We start from the raw sequence: 20,147 nt of genomic DNA, 5'->3' as shown, positions 1-20,147 counted from the left end.
GCCCCATCCACGCCGCAATTTCGTGTACCATAGGACTTCGAGGATATATAGGACGAGGAACCATGTTGACCACAATTCTGACTCTCATCGCATTCAATAGCATCGTACAAGATCCGGTCGATGCTTGGGAAAAGAGGCTGACGAACAACAAAGCATACGACGGCTCACCTGTCTTCAGTCGCGATGGGTCGAAGATTGCGTTCGTATCCAACCGTGACGGCAGCAACGAAATCTACGTCATGAACGCCGACGGAACTGCTCAAACTCGGCTGACGGAAAACGAGGACTACGATGGGTCGCCAGCTTTCAGCCCCGACGGTTCGAAGATCGCGTTCGAGTCCGGCCGCGACGGCAACTGGGAGGTCTACGTCATGAACGCTGATGGATCCGCTCAAACACGGCTGACGGACAGCGAGGACTACGATGGATCCCCCGCGTTCAGCCCCGACAGTTCCAAAATCGCGTTCGTGTCCCGCCGAGACGGCAACAACGAAGTCTACGTTATGAATGCCGATGGAACCGGTCAAACACGGCTGACGGACAACGCGGTTTTCGATGGAGCGCCGACGTTCAGCCCGGACGGCACGAAGATCGCCTATGTCTCGCTATACGGCGGCAGCTACGTGCTCTACGACATGAACGCAGACGGCACAACGGCGAAGCCATTGACACCGGATCGGCCAATTCTCGACGTGCCGACGTTCAGTTCGAACTGGTCCAAGATTGCTTATGCATCTTCTGCAGAAACATCATGGAGAGATCTCGAGATATACATAATGAACGCGGACGGCTCAGGTGTGACCAGATTGAGGGATCATCAAGCCGAGGATAGCAATCCTGCCCTTAGCCTTGATGGGTCTATGATCGTGTTTCAAACTGACCGCGACGGCAACGACGAGATTTACCTCATGAATGCGATCCAAGAGGCCTGGACCATCGATCACGTGGCAAAAGCGGTTGTCTCGACTGAGAAGCAGGTCTACGCCGTCGGCGAGGACATTACGTTCGGCCTTCGTATCCTCAACACTTCCCGAGGCAGTTTCAGCATTGATTCGTCACTCGTCAGAACTTGGAACTTCACTCTCGGCGTCTATGATTCAGACGGCAATTTCGTAAAGTATGAGGGATGGAATAGAACACTGCACAGGGCTCCAGCAGATTCTCCAAGTGACTTCGTTATGCTAGACAGCGGCCAGTACTTTGGCGTTTCCCGCGCTTTTTCGATTCGACTCCGCAAACCCGGGACCTATCGGATAGAGGTCACCGTTATGCAGGGTAGGCACGCAGAAGAAGCTGAGAAGTTCGGCATCCTCGGCTATTTCGATTGGAAAGTAAAGGCTGAACCGATCTATATTACGGTTTCTGCTTCAGCCAAACAATAGACTACGCGGTGCTAATTCGTTGTCATGCCTCAGGACGGGCTCACCACACAGATTGGCCGACGACAAGCCACGTCCGGAGGCTCGGTTCCCCGCCCATTTCCGTGCGACAAAGCCTCAGGACGTGGGCAGAGATGACCAAGAATCGCCAGCCAACCCGTCCTGAGGCATGCAAGTAGTTGGAGCGCGGAGTGCGTTACGGAGAAATTCCGTCTTGTGACGCAATCCGCGATACAATGGGATCATGGATAAGAAGATAGGGGCTTGGTGCGGAGTAGTGGCACTTGCTCTTTGTGTCGGCTGTTCGCGTGAGAAAGTTGTCTGGACGCCAGCGGATCCAGATTGGCTGGATCAGTCGGAGGTCGTATCCGAAGTATCAGTCACTTTCTTCGAGTCCAGCCAGGGCGCAGAATTAGCCGTGTACGATCTGCCACCTGGCGAGTCTGATGAAGATGATGCGCTAGATCGGCTCATGCGCTGGGCTGAATATCATGGAGTCGCAACGGTGTCTAGCGACGGAACCTGGAACATCGCGTTTGATGTGGAAAGGCGAAAGATAGTTGGATTTCATGGCGATGAGCAGATTGTGTGGTTTCATGCCAATTTGCCGTCAGACGATTGGCGAAGCGAATTGCGCGATGCACCGTTGCCAGAAATCAAAGCAGCAATTGAGCTAAGTCGATCATTGGCGGCGCATGCTGATCCATTACGATTGATACACTTGGACGAGGACGCTGTTGCACCTCTCGGCACCGATTGGTATACGTTCGGAGAAGTACTCGGCGGCCCGCCAGGAATGTACACCGGCAGCGTCATTGATGCCAGCGACCGAACACTATACGATTTTGCGAGTTATCAGAAGGATGACGTTGACAGTGTGTTGTCCCGTCGTGAATTGGAGCAAGTTGGCGACTGGTTTGGCGACGTTAGAATGCTTAAGAGAACGTCGACAGGTGAGATCGCGGGAATCTTGCACAAAACAGAATCCGCTTTCTGGTCGATTGTCAGCAAGACCTCAGGAGAGGAATTTACAGATGCTCAGATAGAACGCATCAGCTCATTTGCATTACTCGTCTTCGGTTCGGAGGTAGATCAAGGCCGAGGAGAGGAGACGGAGCCCGTATCGCAAGGGACGCAATAGACAAGACGTCTTCGCTAATCGACAGGCGCGAGTCTACTTGCCAGCAGAATTAAATCTGGCAACAACCGACGAGCATCGCCGGAGACGCAGTACGAAACCGTCGGCGGGTAAGTGTCTTCGACAGAACGCTCTACCAAACCACCCGCCGAAAGCCCCTTGAGCGCTTGAGTCAAAACGCGATCCGTAACACCAGGGCACAACGAACGGATTTCACCAAACCGCAACTCGCGGTGAGACAACGCGAACACGATCGGCATGGACCACTTTGAAAGCGCGACCTCGCAGGCAGAAAGGGAAGTCAGCGCTGACCAAAGTTCGCGGCAGCATTCACCAACGGCCAAACCTCGCCCGGTCAAGATGTACTCCGGGCGCATCGGGTGACCGTACCCAGGGTTCTTCATCACCCACCCCGCCTCGATCAGAGAGTCAATAGTCTGCCGCATCGACCCCACAGAGGCTCCCAACTCGCGGTGCAGCGTAACGAACTTCGCACCCCGCAATCGAGACAGCAGCGCCAACGCGGGCATCGCCCAACGCCGGTGAAACAAGTCCCGCAACAAAACAGACTTCTTCATGCCTCAGGACGCGCATATAGCGCGGGTTCGCTTGCGACAAGTTACGTCCTCAGGCTCTGAATCCCTGTCGCAGCTGTGGGACAAAGCCTCAGGACGTGGGCAGAGGTGACCGAGATTCGGTAGCCGGCCCGTCCTGAGGCATGGAATTGGAGCAGATTTAGTCATCTAGTATTGACAGTTACTATACTTTATGTATATTATCCCGACGAGGACGAAGATCCTTAGGTGAAAACAATGCCGAATTTTGAATTTGAAGGCGGTATGACAGCCGCTTATGAAGTGAGCGACGTCAGCAAGAGCATCGCTTGGTACCAGGACGTGATGGGATTCACGCTGCAGTACCACCTGGAAGAGATGGGCTGGTGCGAGATGGCGTCGAGCGTCCCGAGGGTCAACGTCGGCCTCTCACAGGTTGAAAAGCCCAAGGTCGAGGGCGGTCCGACCCTGACCTGGGGCGTGAAGGACATCGACGCAGCAAGGTCGGAATTGGAGTCGAAAGGGGTCAAATTCGACGGCGAGACCACGGAAATCCCGGACATGGTCAAGCTCGCCACCTTCTTTGACCCTGACGGAAACCACCTGATGCTGTACCAGGACCTTTCCAAATAATGCTCGCTAGCGGGCCCGGATGTACTGTTTTAGCCAGGCCGCGCCGAGTATCATTTGGAGTCGGTCAAGCACCGGCAACGGAGAACGAACCATGGCCAGAGTCTGTCAAGTCAGCGGAAAGAAAGGCAATCACGCCAAGCACATACGGCACCGCCACTCGGGGCCGTGGAAGTTCCGCGCGCCCAAGCGGAACCGAATCCAGGGTGTGAACCTGCAGAAGGTCACGATCAAGACGAAGAGCGGCAAGGTCCGGCTAGTCGTCGCCGCATCGGTGCTCAAGAGCGAGAAGTTCGCCATGGTCGTCGCCGGCCTGAAACCGATTCCGAAGGAGTGGCTCAAGAAGCCGACCTACAACCTTAGGTAGCGACGAAGAAGGCTTTGGAACGCCGGATGCATCTTGGATGCGTCCGGTTTTTTCGTGACTTTCATCCCTCCACACTCGCAGTGTGGAGGGTTCTAATTGTGCCACTGTTGTTTCGATGTTCGTGCGGAACAGCGGTGCGTTCGAGAGAGCATTCCGCAGATACGGAAGCAACTTACGAGCGCGCGGGATGAATCCCGCTGAGCGAAAGCGGCGATGAATCGCCGCACTCCAAAGTGGATTAAACGCTCGTCACTTCGACCGTCTTGCCCGGGTACGCGACAAGCGCCGCCTCCAGACAGTCCATCGCATCGCTCAAATCGTCGGTGTTCAGCACATAGGCGATGCGCACTTCGTCTTTGCCGAGGCCGGGAGTGGCATAGAACCCCGACGCGGGCGCGAACATGATCGTCGTGCCGTTGTGATCGAACTCCGCCAGCAGCCATTCGCAGAACTTGTCGGCGTCGTCGACGGGCAGGCGCACCGTGGCGTAAAACGCACCGCTGATCTCGGGACACAGAACCCCCGGCATGGCGTTCAGCCTGCTGACGAGCAGGTCGCGCCGCTTCATGTACTCGTCGCGCACGTTGTCGAGATACGACTGCGGCGTGTCGAGCGCGCCGATCATCCCGATCTGCTCGAGCGTCGGAGGCGAGAGCCGCGCCTGAGCATATTTCAACGCTGTGTAGTTCACCTCTTCGTTCCGCGACACGAGAAATCCCACGCGCGCGCCGCAGAGCGAGTACATCTTCGACGCGGAGTCGATCATGATCGCGTGCTGGTCCAAGCCTTCCATCTCGAGGACTGACCGAATCTTCTTGCCGGTAAAGTTGAACTCCCGGTACACCTCGTCAGCGATGATGAACAGGTCGTGTTCGATTACGAGCTCTCGCAGGCCGTCGAGCTGCTCATTGGAGTAAACCGCGCCTGTCGGGTTGCCGGGGTTGCAGACCAAGATCGCCTTCGTCTTCGGTGTGATCTTCCGCGCGAACTCCTCGATCGACGGCAGGGCGAAGTTGTCTTCTATCCGCGTCGTGATCGGAACGACCTTGACGTTGGCGATCGCAGCGAAGCCGAGGTAGTTCGCGTACATCGGCTCGGGGATGATGACCTCCTCCCCCACACCCATGCACGCGAGCATTGCGAATACCAGCGCCTCAGAGCCCGCCGTCGTCACCAGCACCTGATCGGCTGTCACGTCGATCCCCATGCCGCGATACCTGGCCGCCAGCTTCTTGCGCAGCTCCGGCAGACCAGGCGACGGGCTGTAGGCGAGCACGGTCAGGCTCGGGTCGCGCACTGCCTTCCAAAACGTCTCCGGCGAGTCGATGTCCGGCTGGCCGATGTTCAGGCCGTAGATCTTCAGACCCTTGGCGGCAGCCTTCGCCGCGAACGGCGCAAGCTTGCGGATCGGCGATTCCGGGGCGTCCTGCCCTCGCTGGGATACGTTCGGCATATTCGTATCTCCTATGATACTAAACGAGTTCGGTTGAACTTGGGATTGGGGGCTGCAAGTACCGAAAGGCCTGATCTGTTTTGTCTCAAACTTGGCACCTGAGGATAGCCTCTTGGTAAGATTCTCGTATGTTCATCGCCGTCGCAATCATGGCGTGTTCGATCGCATCGCCCCAGGACAAGGTCGAGTTCAAAATGGGCGACGGAGAGGTCGATGTGCTAATTGGCGGCGACCCGTTCGCGACGGTGCACTATGCAGACAGGTCTCGGCCTTACGTGTATCCGGTCTATGGGCCGACGGGCGCGCAGATGCTGCGCAACTATCCGTTCATCGAGGGAGTCGAAGGCGAGTCGTCAGACCACCCGCACCACACTGGCGTTTGGTTCGCGCACGGTGACATGAATGGCGTCGACATGTGGCATCAGAAGGGATCGATGACGGTCAGGGCGAAACCGCAACTAACCGGTCCGTCGATAACGCTGGTTCTGAACATGCGCGATTCGGAGGGCGTCATATTCGGTCAATGCACCCAGAGGCTGACCTTCGGGACAAGCGGCGAGTCGGCGCGTTTCATCGACTACGACATCTTGCTTGCCCCGATTGCGGGCGGAAGCCTGGTATTCGGCGACACGAAAGAGGGGATGATGGGAGTCCGCACACATCCAAACCTTCGTCTGGATCGACCGGGGGGTAACGTGCTGAACAGCGAAGGTGTCAGCGGACCGCAAGTGTGGGGCAGGCGCGCCGCATGGATCGACTATTGGGGCACGATCGACGGTGAAGTAGTCGGCATAGCGATGTTCGACCACCCGAAGAATCCGCGACATCCGACCTGGTGGCATGCGCGCGAATACGGCCTCTTCGCGGCGAACCCGTTCGGTGTCTTTGAGTTTGAAGACAAACCTCCAGGCACTGGAGACATGCAACTGGGAGTCGATGAGAAAGTCCGCTTTAGGTACCGCTTGCTGTTCCATACTGGGACGGCGAAGTCGGCTGTGATCGACGAGCAATATAGGACATGGGCAGATGGCGAAAAAGATTAACATGACGACAAGGCGCGAACTGCTGAAGACAGGGCTCTATGCGGCTGGCGCTGTCGCGCTTGGCCCGTACACGCGCATCCTCGGTTCGAACGACGATGTCAGGATTGCAGTCATCGGCTTTCGCGGTCGTGGCGGCGGACTGATGAGTTCGTTCGAGGGGATCGATGGCGTAAAAGTCGTGGCCCTGTGCGACGTAGACCAGGGCGTGTTGGACCGCGAGGCCGCCAAGCGTCCCGGCGTCTTCGCTACGAGGGACCTGCGAGAAATCATGGACCGACAGGATGTAGACGCCGTCGTGTGCGCGGCGCCGAACCACTGGCACTCGCTGGTTACAGTCTGGGCCTGCCAAGCGGGCAAGGACGTCTACATCGAAAAGCCGGTCAGCCACAGCATATGGGAGGGGCGAAAGATGGTCGAAGCGGCAAGGAAGTACGACCGCGTCGTCGCCGCGGGTTTTCAAAACCGATCAGACGCCGGGCTCGTTCCGTTCATGCAGTACCTCCACGCTGGCAACATCGGAAAGGTGACGGCTGTGAGGGGACTTTGCTACCGCAGCCGTGGGGGGATCGGCCTCAGGCAGACGCCATTGACTCCACCTGAAAACGTCGACTACGACCTGTGGCTCGGCCCGGCTGCGGACTTGCCGATGATGCGAAACCAGTTCCACTACGACTGGCACTGGATATGGAACACCGGCAACGGCGACGTCGGCAACCAGGGTCCGCACGAGCTCGACCTGATGAGATGGGCGCTCAACGATCCTGCTCACCCGCGCTCCGTTCGCTCGCTCGGGGGCAGGTTCGTTTGGGGCGACGCTGGCGAGACCCCGAACACGTTGATCACGAAGTTCGATTTCGATGGAGTTCCTGGGATATTCGAGGTTAATGACATACCGAACGGCCGCAACTCGCAGAACTATCGAGGGGTCGGCGTCGGGGTGATCATCACGTGCGAAGGCGGCGAGTTCCGAGGGGGGCGAGGCGGCGGCAAAGTCTACGATCGCGATGGCCGGCTGATCAAGGACTTCCCGGGAGACTCCGGCGGGCGGCACCAGGCGAACTTCATCGATGCCGTGCGGTCGAGGGACTCTGGAATCCTAACGAGCGAGATCGAGAATGGTCACGCGTCGACCGTGCTCGCACACCTGGCGAACATTTCATACAGGGCCGGGTCGCTCGCGCAATCTTCCAGCGTCAAGCAGATCGGTCGCGAGGACGGGGCGATCGCAGATGCAATCGTGCGATATGAGGAGAGACTCAGCGACAACGGCGTCGACCTTGGAGATACCCCGTGGAGGCTCGGGCCAAAGCTGACGTTCGACGGAGGTTCCGAGCGGTTCGTCGGCCGTATGAGTTCCGCAGGAAACTGGATGATCAAGAGGAACTATCGCAAGCCGTTCGTCGTGCCCGACAAGGTCTAAACTGATCTCTATGCCCGTCTCCTACGATGACGTCTGCGCCGCCGCCCGCGTGCTAGACGGCGTTGCGAACAAGACGCCGGTGCTCACTTCTCGTACGTTCAATGACATGACGGGGTGTGAGGCGTTCTTCAAGGCCGAGAACTTCCAGCGGGTCGGCGCTTTCAAGTTTCGCGGCGCGTACAACGCTATCTCTCGTTTGACATCAGACCAAAAAGAGGCGGGGGTGCTGACGTTCTCTTCCGGCAACCACGGCGCGGCGTGCGCTCTGGCTGGCAAACTGCTCGGAGCGGCGGTCGTCGTCGTGATGAACCACGACGCGCCGCAGATCAAGAAGGACGCGGTGGCGGGCTACGGCGCGGAGGTCGTGCTGTACGAACGGAACGAGCAGGTCAGGGAAGAGCTCGGCATGAAGATCGCCGAGGAGCGCGGCTTGACGGTCGTGCCGCCGTACGACCATCCGGACATCATCGCCGGACAAGGCACGGCAGGGAAGGAGCTGTTCGACGAAGTTCCGGACTTGGACGTGCTGATCGTCGGGTGCGGCGGGGGCGGTCTGGTCTCCGGCTGCTCGATCGCGGCGCACGCCCTCCGGCCCGGCGTGTCGGTGCTCGCCGTCGAGCCCGCCGCTCGCAACTCGGCGCGGCGCTCACTCTCAGCCGGAGAGTTGCACAGGTCGGAGATACCCGACACGATCGCCGACGGGGCAAAAACACCCTCAATCGGCCACCTGAATCTCGAGATCATGATGAAGAACGTCGAGGACGTGCTTGCGGTGAGCGACGAAGAGCTGTTGACGGCAACGAAGTTTTTCTGGGAGCGAATGAAAATTGTAGTCGAACCAACCGGCGCGCTCGCCGCTGCGGCCGTGATGTCCGGCAAGATCGACGTAACAGGCAAGCGCGTCGGACTGCTGATAACCGGCGGCAACGCGGACATCATAGAATTGACTAAAATGATCTATTAGGATAGTGCGATGCGAATCGTGACCTTGCCATTCGGCTTATCGTCGGAGGAGCTGGCGAAACTCCAACTGCCTCTCATCAGAGGGCAGTTTAAGAGTCTCTTGATCAGGTTTATCACATTGACCGCAGTATTCGCTGTCTTTATCGCGTTGTTTGAGTTATTTGTCAATAACACGGCAATGCAGGAATCCTGGAAGAGCTGGGCACGTGTGATCCTGTGGCTTCTCTTTGTGCTCTCATTCCTTGGGGCAGTCGTCTGCCTGTACCCAATGTATGGGTTGAAGCGAAGTTTGCGAGACGTCGGAATGTTGCCGACAGGCGACCTTGCAGTAATCGAGATAGACGACCAGTTCTGGAGAGTTCGTTCTAACTCAGGCATCGAGCACGCGACACCGACAGACTTGCTTTTCCGGCTGCCCGGGGATGATCCTACCGTCGTAGTGCTAGGCAACGGTTCCCAACTGTCTACGATTCCACGTCGAGCTTTTGCAACGCAATACGAGTGGCTAGTCTATAAAGACTGGGTGAGTTTGTTGCCTGTGTCCAAGAACCTCGCCAACCCCCGTCCGCCAATTCTCAGTCCCCCGAAGATCCAGTAGATGCTTGATTGCTGTGCCTATCCAAATCGTAGCCGCTCACGGCGGCTATCACTTCGCAGCTGATTCAGGTAGCTCCGAATTCGGTGCGTTGTGCGGCGCGCTCGCGCCAGCGGATCAGCAGCAGGGCCGCCATAAGCACAAACGCTGCGGTAACGGAGGCTGTCCGGACGGTGCCGCCGATGAACGTGATCGTTTTCAGCTGCCGAGGGTAGATTCCGTGATCGTCCAAATACGCTTTGTCAACTAGGATTGACCCCTGAGGCCCTGCTCCCTCGATGATCGCCTCAGCCGGAACCTCGATGACCAGCCGTTGCGGGGATCCGATCAGCTCGCCGGGCTCGCCGAACAGCGCTGCCTCTTCGGTGACCTCAACGAGCTGCACGAGTTGCGCCTTGCCTTCGTAGTGCCGGATCACCGGATACGTGACGATCGCCGCAACAACCGCAAGAAGGAAGCTGATTCTAAGAATAAGCATGAGTGTTTTCATGATGCCTCTAGTGGGGAGGTCGGTCGGGGTGCCGTCGTTGGCACCCCGAAAATGTGAGTCGTTGTTAGCCTGTCTGTGAGTAGGTCGTCACGGAGATCGTGACCTCGTCGTTGACCTTCGCGGCGGCCATCTTCGGAATCATTACGCCGTAATCGCTTAGCTTGATCTTGAACTTGACCTTGAGCTGCAAGACGTCGCCCTTGAAGCCGGCCTTTCTGGACGCCTCGCTTTCATTGCGATCCTTGATCGTCGTGCGAACGGTGATCGTCTTGGTGACGCCGTGCATCGTGAACTTGCCCGTTACGTCCCAATCGTTTCCCTTGACATGCTTGCTCTTGGTCGCTACGAACGTAATGCTCTTGAACTTTTCGGCGTTCATCCACATAGGTCCGCGCATGTGCTCGTTGCGCATGTCGATGCCTGTCTTGATGGAGGCGACGTCGACGATGATCTTTCCTGTCATCGTTCTCTTCGCCTTGTCGAACTTCACCGTTCCAGATACCTTGTGGGTGGTCCCCGTAAAGGTCTCGAAGTCTGTGACGCTTTCAATCGTGGCGATCTGTTGCGACGGCGGGCCAGCGCCGACCTTGTACGTCTTTTCTGCTGCCAGGCCAGTGATCGATGCGGCGACTAGCGCCACGAGTGGGAGGATTCTGTAGCTGTTCATTTTGTGGTCTCCGATGGTGTTTCACGACTGAAAAGCAACAGCGTGAGTTAAGGTTCCCATACATGGGCCATTGAGATCAGGATCGAACGGTTCGTCAGCGTGGAACGGAGCGCGGACTCTTAGTCCGCATCCCGGCCTTCGGACTCTTAGTCCGATGTGCGCGGTGAGCGCAGGCGAAGGTCGCACAGGAGAACGACCCTCCATCTGTGAATTTGCAGTGCCGAGTTCGGATGCAGTTGGGTGCGGGGGTAGGATTTGAACCTACGACCTCCGGGTTATGAGCCCGACGAGCTACCAGCCTGCTCCACCCCGCAGAGCCATTATCCCGGTGTGGCGGGCCCAAGTCAAGCAGGGCCTACTTCTTGCCGAACAGCCTCGTCAGTTTGAGAATGATCCCGATCCCAAGCAATATGGGAGCGTATTTCTCGATCACGTTGAACGCCCCGGCGGCTATATCGTCAACCGTCCGAACGATCCCGGTCGTGCGAGCACCGACCTCTTTCGTAACCGACTCCACCTGTTTTGCGATGCCATCGACGCGCTCGACAAGCCCCTGAATGCGGCCAGAGAGCTGCACGATTTCGCGACGAATGCCAAGCGCCAGAAGCAGGAACACGACCATGCCGATGATCACCGCTAGCGAGGCCAAGACCACGAACACCGCAGCAAGCCCGGTCCACTGCACCCACCACTCTGGAAGCTCGGTCACGAAACGACGTTACCTCTGAAGTGACTCGTGTGTCGCGCAGGGAGGCGAAGCTTGGCGATCGCAGCTCCGCCGTCGCTGTCGGTCTCTGTGCCCGCGACCGAGATTCGATCCCCCCACATGCCGACGATGGCGAGCTTCGCGTCAACGTCTTTGTCGGACGGGTTCTCAATCTCCAGCTCGAACCAGCGCTTTCGGCGGTCGAGCTTGAGCGACACGATACGGCCGAAGCTGAGCGTGAACTCTGCGCCGAACTGCCGGAGGACGATGTGGCGGCCGACGCCGTCCCACGGGCGAACGACGTAAGACTCATCGTCTGACTCAAAGTGGCATCCGAACGTAAAGACCCCTTGAGCGTGATCTGGCAAAACGTAGGAGCCCACGCGCCTCAGGTAGTGGTAGTACCCAAGCCCGCTGGCGCCCGTGTACCGATTGAAACCCCAATGCTTTGAGGACTGATCCGGGCAGTAGCAAAGCGAAGCGGCGCCATCAGGGCGAACGAGCGCCCAAGGCCCCAGCATTCCTCCGAACGCCAGCCTCATATACGCGTCAGGAATCGCGAGGTAGTCGCGGTCGAGCAGGTCGTAGAAGATAAGGGAGTTCGGGATCGTTGTGTGCCCCAGACACAGCTCGCCGCGGTCGGCCATCGCTCGAGTCGGAGTCGAGTCGTTGCCGTCCCAGCACCGCTTGTCGCTTCCGTACCACCACCAGCTCGGAGCTAACGATCGAACGGCGAACGCGCACCGCACCGTGCGCTCAAGGTGCGTGTCGTCCTCTCTGAACTTGGCCGCGGCAAACACCTCCTCAAAACCTGAGGTGTCCAGCACCGACTCGCCAGCGTACGGGTATTCGTGCCTCATCAACTCCTTGGCTTTGAACTGCACCAACTCCTGTAGAGAAGAATGTTCGTCGGTCAGGCCCTCCAGCCGAAGATCATCGAGCAGATCGTAGATACGCGCGTACCCCAGCACGCCGACCGTTCGGACGTAATGCCTCCAGCCAAAGTTGAACATCGCCGTTGCGGTCGCGGCGGCCCACCGCAGGTACACCAGCGGCGCGCTGGCGGTTTCGCCGTACGTCGATGCGATCCGGTACATCGAGTGGTACAGATTCGTAACGTGCGGGTAGCCGAGCGGGCGGCCTACGTACGCTCCGAACGGCTCTTCACCCGACAGGACGCTCGCTACCGAGTGGTCTCCAGGATTCTGGACCTCGTCCCTCAAGAACTCCTCGATGAAGGCGTCCAGGGCGGCGATCTGGTCTCGATCGGGGTACACGGTGTTCTTCTCTGCTAGGTACAGTGCGTCCGCAAGGCTGCACTCGATCCCGCCAGGCTCGCGGTAATCGGCGAGATCTACAACCGGCGTCCCGGTCGTTATGTCCGTGTTTGCAAAAGCGTGATCGAGGACCGACCCCGGCTTGCGGATGATCTGGAACCGATGGATGTACTCCGCCCGACTTCGGATCAGGTCGCCGAGAGGCTCGGTCAACAGAAGGTGCGTGTGGCATATGCGTCCTTCGTCGTCGCGAAAACTGACGCGCAGCGGACCAGGCGTCGAGGGCTTGACAAAGCAGAATCCACCGCTCTCATCTGTATCGATCTGCGATTCGGTCTCACGGCTGAACAGGAACTCCTTGGGCGAGGCGCCAGCGACCTCGATCGCGATCCCGACGTCGATCGGAGCAACCGCGCCCGGGAGCAGGCGCACCGCCGGTCGGTCGCACGCCACCAGAGTCTGGTGGACGCCGTCCTGCTGATCGCTCTCCGTCGGGACGAACCGCATCTGCATAGTCCGCTCTTCGCCCGGCTCGAGGATGAGGGACGTGTGGTCGTTGTGCCAACCTTCACCGCGCTCCCTCTCGATTGTCGCCTTGCTGTAGACGTAAACGACGGGAATCCCCTCCCACTGGTACGAGGTCGTCAAGCTCGCTCGGACGTGATTGTAGAACTCCCAGGAAGTATCGGTGCCGGGGAACACGAGCAGCCCCGGCGTCTCAGCGGTCATTCGCTGAGCGAACAGCCAGCTCGCTCCGCCGCCGATGAACTTGTGCACGTACACCCGCGAATTCCACAAGCGCTTGAGCTGATCGTCGTTCCAGCCAAACCCGTCGTACAGATTGTTAAACGCCAAGGGAAATCCGAGTTCGCCGATCTCCACCGCGTGCCGGCTCCTGTTCTTCAACGTGACCTCCCAGACAACCTGTGGCATCGTGCCTGGAAGCTCGAAGTAACGGCCCGTGACCTTCAAGTCGTCGATGAGAGGCATCTCGTATTCGAATTCGACCGTGCTGTCGTCGTCCGGCTCGTCATCGGCCTCCGGCCGCCTCGCTCGACTGTTGCGGCTCAAAACCCAAGGGTCGCCTGGATCAGAGCGAATACCGATGAGGATCGTGCCAGGGTAGTAGTCTTCCGCCGTCTCCTGGCCAAAGGCGACCGGCGATAGGATGAACTGAAAGTCCTCGCCCTCGTCAGGCAGATCTGGGTCGGACGCCCATAGCTGGTGTATCCGCCCACCGGCGCCAAATTCCATGGAGATCAACGCGCCAGTGAACTCGGGATGATCGTCGGAGAAGGCATCCATGCGTCCAGTTGAGAATACCCGTCGCCCCGGATGGCCGTCACGGCGTAAAATGCGTACATGAGTCGCCGCTCGCTAGCGCTGGTCGGTGCCGGGAACATTCGCTGTTGCCCGGCCGTTCTCGCGTCAATCGCAGGTTTGGACGCGCTGGAGGGGCTCGATATCCGGCTGTACGATGCGAACCAAGAGCGGCTAGACCTGTACTTTCAGCTCGCCGGAACTATCATGGACCTATCGGACCGCGAGCACGACGTCTTTCGCAGGCCGGTGCTAGAAGAGGCGCTCGACAATGCTGACGTGGTCATCCTAACCTTGAACGAGGACTGCTCTCGGCGCATGACGGGGAAGAGCGCAGCCATGGTTTACCTGCCATCGGAAATCGAGGAGGAAGAAACGCCCAGTTGGCCGCTAGAGTATGGCGACATCAATCGACCGACCCCGTTCGAAGAACTGAGTGTCGGAACGTTGGGGAAACTGTCGTCGCCGGTCGGTGACTCGCGAGGCCGTGATGAGGCCGTCAACGACGCCTTATCGTTGGTGGAGAAGAGCCTGTTTCACCGCTCGAGAGTGCTGAACCTGACGAGGGCCGCAGGCATGTCCGGCATCAAGGGGAAGCACTTGGCCTGGCCGCCTCCGATGGCGGATCGAGAGATCGAAGAGGCGCCGCACCAAGTTTTGCGATGGGTGGCAGGGGACTATAGCTTGAGGGCGTTCGTACAAGATCACCGCTCGAGTCCAGTTGCCGATTGGCTTACTCGAGAGCTTCGCACTCGGTAAGGACCGTGTGGTCGGTCCAATCGACGGTGAGCGGAGTGATCGCAACGTACCCTTCGCTTACGGCTTGAACGTCCGTGCCGTGCTGATCGGGGCGCATGACGACGACTCCGCCCTGCCAGTAGTACGGCCTGCCCCACGGGTCATCGCGCCTCTCGACCCGGTCCTCATACACACGATCGCCCGTCTTGACGAACCTATTGCCCGCTATCTCGGACGCCGCAATTGCAGGCACGTTGATGTTCCAAAACGTCCGTTCGCCGGTCGGCAGATCGAGGAGCAGCGGCCAGTTGTCGCGAATCCAGCCGGCACCGGTATCGAGATGCGACGGAGCGCCGTCCGCGAATACCGACATCGAAATCGCAATGCCTTTGATGCCGTTGATGGCGGCCTCCATCGCAGCCGCAACCGTCCCAGAGTACGTGATGTCAAACCCTAGATTCGGCCCGACGTTGATGCCGCTCAGCACGAGGTCGCACCCATCGGGGAAGCAGAGCGACAGCGCGACGTTGACGCAATCGACCGGCAGGCCGTTGACCTCGAACGCCGGACAGTCGAACGCGCTCGACTCCTTGACCCGCAGCGGGTCGCGCAACGTCATCCCATGCCCGCACGCGCTGCGCTCCACATCCGGCGCGACCACAGCGATCTCACCGAAACCGCTGACCGCGTCGACCAAGCTTCGAAGGCCTTCGGCGTGAATGCCGTCGTCGTTGGTCACCAAGATGCGCATGGTCCCCAGGTTACCGCTTTGGTTCGAAGTGATAAAATGCCGTCGTGGCGGCAAGTAGCTGGAAAGTAGCGATGGCGGATGTGCTGCTTTTGCTGGGCGCTGCAATCTCCGTCGGAACGGTAGGTTTTCGCGCCGTCTTGATCGTACTCGTAGTTGCAGGCTGCTGGCCGATTGTGCGGTCGCTGCATGCGGCTGCCGACGCCTTGCGATGGGTGCTGAGGTATGTCGTCGCGTTCTCTTTGGCGGTCGGTTTAGGCCTGATGTCCGATCGCCTGGAGAACCTCATGCATATCCCAGGCCCAGTCGCAAAAATCAGTTGGCTCGCGATTTGCACTCTGCCGATTCTGCTTGGATACCAGCTCTCAGCCCGAGGCAAGTCGGTGCGCTGGCTGACGCTCGCGATGGGAATGGGGCTGCTTGTAGCAGTGTTCTCGGGCGCAGTTGGCGACGCTGATCCGATGATCGCGTGGTTGCAGTCGGTGGCCGGATGGTCGCTAGAGCGCGCCGAGGTCGGAACCTTTGTCTTTCGCAAGTCCACTCACGTGGTCTTCTACTGTGCGCTCTCGTACTCGCTTGCGCGCGCGGCGCTGGCCGCGAAACTGGATTTCAACATCGCCGCGCGACTCGCCGTTATCTGGGCGTTCAGCCACTCCGTCTTCGACGAAGCCACGCAGATGTCGTTCGACTCTCGGACCGGCAGTGTTTGGGACGTCCTGATCGACATGAGCGGAGCGGGCGCAGCGCTGCTGATCGTCTGGTTGCACTGGAGAAGGCGCCAGCGGAAAGCATAATAGCGCCATGCGGCGCGTGTCGATCGTCATCCCCTATCTGGTGAGCAAGCCGATTGACGACTCGGCTCTGCGCGATCCGCCGGTCGCGCTGGGGGAAATCGTCGACCGGGCGCAGATCGTTCGCTTGAATCCGATCCCCGCCTGTGCAACGCCCGAAGCGGCATGGCTCGGAATGAACCCGCTCGAAACAGCGGTCGCTCCAGGCCCGCTTCTGATCGCGGCGCTTGGTCATCACCCGCCGGCAGATTCCGTCCACTTTCGGCTAACGCTTTGCTCCGTCGACGGCGCAGGTCTGCTCAGCAAACCGGACGCTCGCCAAAACTTTGAAGACGTGCGAAAGTTGATGGAAGAAGCCGATCGCCTGGCAACCAGGTCGCTTACGCTCCTTGTCGGAGAGGGAGTCGAACACGCCCTGGTCATGGAGAACGGTTCGCTCGAAATGATGACGACTCCAATGACAGAGGCGTACGGTTCGGCGTTGAAGAACTGCCTGCCGGACGGAGATCACGACCGTGAGTTGAGGCGGTTCATCGACGATTCGATCAATTTGCTCTCCGGCAATCCAGTGAACAGACGACGCCTGGACGAGGGACTGCAACCTCTGAACGCGCTGTGGCCGTGGGGGCAAGGGTTCCGGCCGAATCTTCCGCTCCTGCCGCTGAGTCGAGGCGACATCGCCACAGTGCACAGCGCGTCGCTGCAACTGCACGGCCTGTGCAAACTTGTCGGCTACACCCATGCGGACCGCGCGACGTTCGCAACGGGGCTCCGCATCGACTTTCCAAAGTTGGGCGCACGGCTCATGGAGTCTCGCCTGTCGGTCGCCCTGATCCACACGGTCGAGGAGATGCAGCGGCACGGGCGCGTAGACGACGTCATGTGGGTCGTTGAGCAGTTGGCGGAGTCCGTCTTAGAGCCTCTGATGTCAAAGAGCGATTCCTCCCCATTCCAGCTACGCATCTTGGCGCCGGGAGGACGGTGTTCGTTCGATGGTTCCGAGCCGCCAGAGCGTGCCTCGACCATCGGCCTGGGGCTGTTTTTCGACAGTGAGCGACCGGCTGACAACAGGTTTCCGTTCGACGAGCGGGTGATCGATGACGCACGGTTGCCCCTGATCGACCCGTGGCAGTTCATCGAGCCGGGGTTCTCCGGGATAGACTAGGGCATGCATCGGTTTCGCTGCTTGATCCTGACTCTGGCTCTGGCCTGCTCTGCGCTTGGACAGCTTACAGACGTTGAAAAGGCGGGGATCGAGGAGGCCCTTTTCGTTGGGAACATGCGTCTGAGCGATCTCAACTTTGAGCGCAAGCCGTTCACAGACCGTTACCGGATGGCGATCATCGACCGCGCCATCGACTCGCCGTTAGCGTTTGCAGACGAACTGATGGGTCTGCACAGCGGCGCTGGAGGGACGGTTTCAGATCTGCTTGCGGTCGCCATGGGGCGTGTTTTCGAGGAGCCGATCGGGTCGATTCAGCACGATCCGCCGATAGCCGGTCTGCCGGACCTGCCGGAAGATCTGCGAGGTCCGATACTCACGCTGGCAAACTGGATCAACTCTGCGAACATGGAGATCAAGCGTGCGATGCGAGGGTTGACCGAGGTTGAGCGACGCTTGCTGATCGAGTCGCTGCCGGTGTGGGCTGTCGAAGAGCCGACGGTCAGCTTTAGCTTCGTTCAGTCTGCGACCGCAAAGCAAGACGAGATTCTGGCGCTGCTCGACAAAGTCGATCTGGTGGCGATCCGATCAGCGGCTGCCCGTCTGAGCGAGGCAGTGGAACGGGAGATCCCTCGGCTGCACGCTGCATCTTCCGACGTTGAGGGCATCGTCCGTTTCAAGCTGGGCGGTATGGCGGTCGTACTGGCTGGTAGAGGCGACGATGTGCACACAGCGACCGACGCCGTGCTGACCATCGACCTGGGCGGCAACGACACGTACGTCGGCCGGCACGGCGCAGGCGCAGGGTACGCGTCCGTGCTAATCGACCTCGCGGGCAACGACAGATACGACGTCGGCGATCTGAGCATCGGCGCTGCTATCCTCGGCGTTGGGCTCGCGTACGATGAGGGCGGCGACGACACCTTCACTGGCGGATCGCTCACGTTTGGAGCCGGTCTGGCAGGCGTGGGAGCGTTGCAGAAGAAGGGCGGCAACGACGTCTACCGCTCGCACACGCTGTCGCAGGGGTTCGGGCTGTTCGGCATCGGACTGCTGGTCGATACCGACGGCGCGGACAAGTACCACGTCGCGCTGTACGGCCAGGGCGCAGCAAGAACCGCTGGCCTCGGATGGATTGTCGACCGCGGCGGCACAGACGAGTACCGCGCAGGAGGCCTGATCCTCAACTCGCCGCTCTTCGCGACCGCGCACTACTCGTTCGCCCAAGGTTTTGCGATGGGGTACCGCGAGGACACGGGCGGCATCAGCGGAGGCGTCGGGCTGCTCACGGATTTCGCCGGTGACGACTTCTACCTCGGCGAGACGTACCAGCAGGCCGCATCCTACTGGTTCTCGCTCGGCTCGCTCTACGACGCGAGCGGAAACGACACGTACACCGGCCACCACTACTGCCAGTCGAGCGCGATGCACATGTGCGCGGCGTACCTTTTCGACCTCAGCGGGCACGACGCGTACGTCGTGAAAGTCGGAGCGGCGCACGCGATCGGGCACGACTACGGGGTTGCGTTCCTGCTCGACCGCGCCGGCGACGATATCTTCGCCAGCCGCGACAGCACGCCGGGGCTTGGCAACGCGAACGGACTCGGGATTTTCGTGGACGCGGACGGAATCGACAGGTATCACGGCCCACCCGGCAAAGGAAACCCTGCGCGGGGCTCAGGCTCGCTCGGCGTGTTCGTCGATCTCAACGGTACGGACATTTACAAGTTCGGCCTTGAGGATGGGACGGCATACGCGACGGCGAGTTGGGGCGTTGCGCTTGATCGCGCGCTGATCATTCCCGACGAGATCGAAGTCGTGATCGATACTGAGGCCAGCGTGATCGTGCCCGGCTCCCGGCAAATGCCCTCCGAGCAGGAGATCGCGACGATTTACGACAAGGCGACTCAGTGGGGCGTCGGTACCGCGCAAGACGAGGTGGCCGAGAGCCTGGACGCGCTTGTAGCGATAGGATCGCCAGCGCTTGCTTGGATGCTCGACAATCGCCTTGCTACGGCAAATCGACTGCACATCCGCGCGTTCGTCCACGTCGTCAAAGCTCTTGGAGAAGAAGGAGTTCGGCTGGTCGGCGTGAAGGCGTTCAACGCCACGGATCAGGAGATGCTCCCCTTGATCAGAATCGCGTCAGACGCGCGCGTGACGGACTTCGGATCGGTCTTGCCGTCGCTGTTCAAGAAACCGACTTTGCGCCGTGCAGCGGTCGCAGCGGCAGGAGTGCTGAAGGCAACGGCCGCAGTGCCAGCGTTGATGGCGCTCTGCAGGTCGGGAGAAGCTCTGCTCGTTCGCTCCGCAATCGTGTCTTTGCGGCAAATCGGCGACAAGCAATCTCTCGGAACGGCTCAGGCGCTTCTGACGCATTCGGATTTGCTGGTGCGCAAGTCCGCGCTCGGTCTGTTGGCCTTGTTCCCAGACGACGCGCGATCGATAGGGAACACTTTCGCTGCGCGCACGGACGAGTTCCGCGTGAGGATCGGCCTTGAGCTTCTGGCCGCGCTAGGCGCTGACGAAGACCTTGCGAAGATCGGTGGGATGTTGATCGACCCGCGACCGGGCGTGAGGATTGAATGCCTCATTCGTCTGGAGGGACGCTGCCCAGACGCCTACAGAGCTGACTTCCTGAGCTTGAAGAGCGATCCGGTCGCAACGGTTCGAGCGGTCGCAAATTGGTACGAGCCTGGCGGTTAA

18 protein-coding genes and 1 tRNA gene are annotated in these 20,147 nt (G+C 59.6%); 11 read left to right on the top strand and 8 right to left on the bottom strand.

Features of this window, described 5'->3' with window-relative positions; all coding sequences use genetic code 11:
* Window positions 1-62: 62 nt before the first annotated feature.
* Both IH944_01540 and IH944_01535 read left to right on the top strand, forming a co-directional pair.
* Entirely contained in the window at window positions 63-1,382 is a 1,320-nt protein-coding gene (locus IH944_01540; protein MCH7903231.1) for a PD40 domain-containing protein, read from the top strand.
* A gap of 241 nt (window positions 1,383-1,623) precedes the next feature.
* A complete protein-coding gene (locus tag IH944_01535; protein MCH7903230.1) occupies window positions 1,624-2,520 on the top strand; it encodes a hypothetical protein in 897 nt (298 codons plus the stop codon).
* A 14-nt stretch (window positions 2,521-2,534) separates the two neighbouring features.
* On the opposite strand, the gene IH944_01530 is transcribed toward IH944_01535, so the two are convergent.
* Window positions 2,535-3,095, bottom strand: coding sequence for a winged helix-turn-helix transcriptional regulator (locus IH944_01530; protein ID MCH7903229.1), 561 nt, complete (start codon window positions 3,093-3,095; stop codon window positions 2,535-2,537).
* 234 nt (window positions 3,096-3,329) lie between these two features.
* Between IH944_01530 and IH944_01525 the strand changes: the two genes are divergently transcribed.
* On the top strand, window positions 3,330-3,704 hold the full coding sequence (locus tag IH944_01525; GenBank protein ID MCH7903228.1) for a VOC family protein: 375 nt from the start codon (window positions 3,330-3,332) through the stop codon (window positions 3,702-3,704).
* A gap of 91 nt (window positions 3,705-3,795) precedes the next feature.
* Complete coding sequence (locus IH944_01520; GenBank protein MCH7903227.1) at window positions 3,796-4,068, top strand: hypothetical protein; 273 nt, start codon at window positions 3,796-3,798, stop codon at window positions 4,066-4,068.
* 238 nt (window positions 4,069-4,306) lie between these two features.
* On the opposite strand, the gene IH944_01515 is transcribed toward IH944_01520, so the two are convergent.
* Window positions 4,307-5,521, bottom strand: a complete 1,215-nt coding sequence (locus tag IH944_01515) for a pyridoxal phosphate-dependent aminotransferase (GenBank protein MCH7903226.1) — start codon at window positions 5,519-5,521, stop codon at window positions 4,307-4,309.
* Between the two features lie 128 nt (window positions 5,522-5,649).
* On the opposite strand from IH944_01515, the gene IH944_01510 reads away from it, so the two are divergent.
* The 3 genes from IH944_01510 to IH944_01500 are packed head-to-tail and all read left to right on the top strand — an operon-like array spanning window position 5,650 to window position 8,948.
* A complete protein-coding gene (locus IH944_01510; GenBank protein MCH7903225.1) occupies window positions 5,650-6,564 on the top strand; it encodes a PmoA family protein in 915 nt (304 codons plus the stop codon).
* Window positions 6,548-7,984 carry a Gfo/Idh/MocA family oxidoreductase gene (locus IH944_01505; protein ID MCH7903224.1) on the top strand — a complete coding sequence of 479 codons (1,437 nt, stop codon included), beginning with the start codon at window positions 6,548-6,550 and terminating at the stop codon, window positions 7,982-7,984. Before IH944_01510 ends, IH944_01505 begins: the two co-directional genes overlap by 17 nt.
* 1 nt (window position 7,985) lies before the next feature.
* Window positions 7,986-8,948, top strand: coding sequence for a threo-3-hydroxy-L-aspartate ammonia-lyase (locus tag IH944_01500; protein MCH7903223.1), 963 nt, complete (start codon window positions 7,986-7,988; stop codon window positions 8,946-8,948).
* A gap of 661 nt (window positions 8,949-9,609) precedes the next feature.
* Here IH944_01500 and IH944_01495 read toward each other — a convergent pair.
* The 5 genes from IH944_01495 to IH944_01475 all read right to left on the bottom strand — a co-directional run bounded on the left by IH944_01495 (window position 9,610) and on the right by IH944_01475 (window position 13,987).
* Window positions 9,610-10,020 carry a hypothetical protein gene (locus IH944_01495; GenBank protein ID MCH7903222.1) on the bottom strand — a complete coding sequence of 137 codons (411 nt, stop codon included), beginning with the start codon at window positions 10,018-10,020 and terminating at the stop codon, window positions 9,610-9,612.
* A gap of 76 nt (window positions 10,021-10,096) precedes the next feature.
* On the bottom strand, window positions 10,097-10,699 hold the full coding sequence (locus tag IH944_01490; protein MCH7903221.1) for a YceI family protein: 603 nt from the start codon (window positions 10,697-10,699) through the stop codon (window positions 10,097-10,099).
* A 237-nt stretch (window positions 10,700-10,936) separates the two neighbouring features.
* Window positions 10,937-11,013: transfer RNA gene (locus tag IH944_01485), tRNA-Met, on the bottom strand.
* A gap of 41 nt (window positions 11,014-11,054) precedes the next feature.
* Window positions 11,055-11,408 (bottom strand): hypothetical protein, encoded by a 354-nt coding sequence (locus IH944_01480; GenBank protein ID MCH7903220.1) that lies wholly within the window; start codon window positions 11,406-11,408, stop codon window positions 11,055-11,057.
* Window positions 11,405-13,987 (bottom strand): hypothetical protein, encoded by a 2,583-nt coding sequence (locus tag IH944_01475; GenBank protein ID MCH7903219.1) that lies wholly within the window; start codon window positions 13,985-13,987, stop codon window positions 11,405-11,407. Before IH944_01475 ends, IH944_01480 begins: the two co-directional genes overlap by 4 nt.
* A 57-nt stretch (window positions 13,988-14,044) precedes the next feature.
* On the opposite strand from IH944_01475, the gene IH944_01470 reads away from it, so the two are divergent.
* Window positions 14,045-14,761 (top strand): hypothetical protein, encoded by a 717-nt coding sequence (locus IH944_01470; protein ID MCH7903218.1) that lies wholly within the window; start codon window positions 14,045-14,047, stop codon window positions 14,759-14,761.
* Here the strand turns inward: IH944_01470 and surE are convergent.
* Window positions 14,736-15,491, bottom strand: coding sequence for a 5'/3'-nucleotidase SurE (gene surE / locus IH944_01465; GenBank protein MCH7903217.1), 756 nt, complete (start codon window positions 15,489-15,491; stop codon window positions 14,736-14,738). The genes IH944_01470 and surE overlap by 26 nt on opposite strands.
* Before the next feature lie 44 nt (window positions 15,492-15,535).
* Between surE and IH944_01460 the strand changes: the two genes are divergently transcribed.
* Genes IH944_01460 through IH944_01450 form a run of 3 tightly spaced genes read left to right on the top strand, consistent with a single transcriptional unit; the run spans window position 15,536 to window position 20,147 of the window.
* Complete coding sequence (locus tag IH944_01460) at window positions 15,536-16,282, top strand: VanZ family protein (GenBank protein MCH7903216.1); 747 nt, start codon at window positions 15,536-15,538, stop codon at window positions 16,280-16,282.
* Window positions 16,283-16,289: 7 nt separating this feature from the next.
* Entirely contained in the window at window positions 16,290-17,444 is a 1,155-nt protein-coding gene (locus IH944_01455) for a hypothetical protein (protein ID MCH7903215.1), read from the top strand.
* Window positions 17,445-17,447: 3 nt separating this feature from the next.
* Window positions 17,448-20,147, top strand: coding sequence for a hypothetical protein (locus IH944_01450; GenBank protein MCH7903214.1), 2,700 nt, complete (start codon window positions 17,448-17,450; stop codon window positions 20,145-20,147).

This window comes from Armatimonadota bacterium (assembly GCA_022563855.1).
Classification (GTDB): Bacteria; Armatimonadota; Fimbriimonadia; order Fimbriimonadales; family Fimbriimonadaceae; genus JADFMN01.
This window is presented reverse-complemented; position numbering and strand designations above follow the sequence as displayed.

Excerpts from the sequence above, each read along its gene's own strand:
- IH944_01540 (MCH7903231.1), top strand. The coding sequence starts at position 63 with ATGTTGACCACAATTCTGACTCTCATCGCATTCAATAGCATCGTACAA.
- IH944_01535 (MCH7903230.1), top strand. The coding sequence starts at position 1,624 with ATGGATAAGAAGATAGGGGCTTGGTGCGGAGTAGTGGCACTTGCTCTT.
- IH944_01530 (MCH7903229.1), bottom strand. The coding sequence starts at position 3,095 with ATGAAGAAGTCTGTTTTGTTGCGGGACTTGTTTCACCGGCGTTGGGCG.
- IH944_01525 (MCH7903228.1), top strand. The coding sequence starts at position 3,330 with ATGCCGAATTTTGAATTTGAAGGCGGTATGACAGCCGCTTATGAAGTG.
- IH944_01520 (MCH7903227.1), top strand. The coding sequence starts at position 3,796 with ATGGCCAGAGTCTGTCAAGTCAGCGGAAAGAAAGGCAATCACGCCAAG.
- IH944_01515 (MCH7903226.1), bottom strand. The coding sequence starts at position 5,521 with ATGCCGAACGTATCCCAGCGAGGGCAGGACGCCCCGGAATCGCCGATC.
- IH944_01510 (MCH7903225.1), top strand. The coding sequence starts at position 5,650 with ATGTTCATCGCCGTCGCAATCATGGCGTGTTCGATCGCATCGCCCCAG.
- IH944_01505 (MCH7903224.1), top strand. The coding sequence starts at position 6,548 with ATGGCGAAAAAGATTAACATGACGACAAGGCGCGAACTGCTGAAGACA.
- IH944_01495 (MCH7903222.1), bottom strand. The coding sequence starts at position 10,020 with ATGCTTATTCTTAGAATCAGCTTCCTTCTTGCGGTTGTTGCGGCGATC.
- IH944_01490 (MCH7903221.1), bottom strand. The coding sequence starts at position 10,699 with ATGAACAGCTACAGAATCCTCCCACTCGTGGCGCTAGTCGCCGCATCG.
- IH944_01475 (MCH7903219.1), bottom strand. The coding sequence starts at position 13,987 with ATGGATGCCTTCTCCGACGATCATCCCGAGTTCACTGGCGCGTTGATC.
- IH944_01470 (MCH7903218.1), top strand. The coding sequence starts at position 14,045 with ATGAGTCGCCGCTCGCTAGCGCTGGTCGGTGCCGGGAACATTCGCTGT.
- surE (MCH7903217.1), bottom strand. The coding sequence starts at position 15,491 with ATGCGCATCTTGGTGACCAACGACGACGGCATTCACGCCGAAGGCCTT.
- IH944_01455 (MCH7903215.1), top strand. The coding sequence starts at position 16,290 with ATGCGGCGCGTGTCGATCGTCATCCCCTATCTGGTGAGCAAGCCGATT.
- IH944_01450 (MCH7903214.1), top strand. The coding sequence starts at position 17,448 with ATGCATCGGTTTCGCTGCTTGATCCTGACTCTGGCTCTGGCCTGCTCT.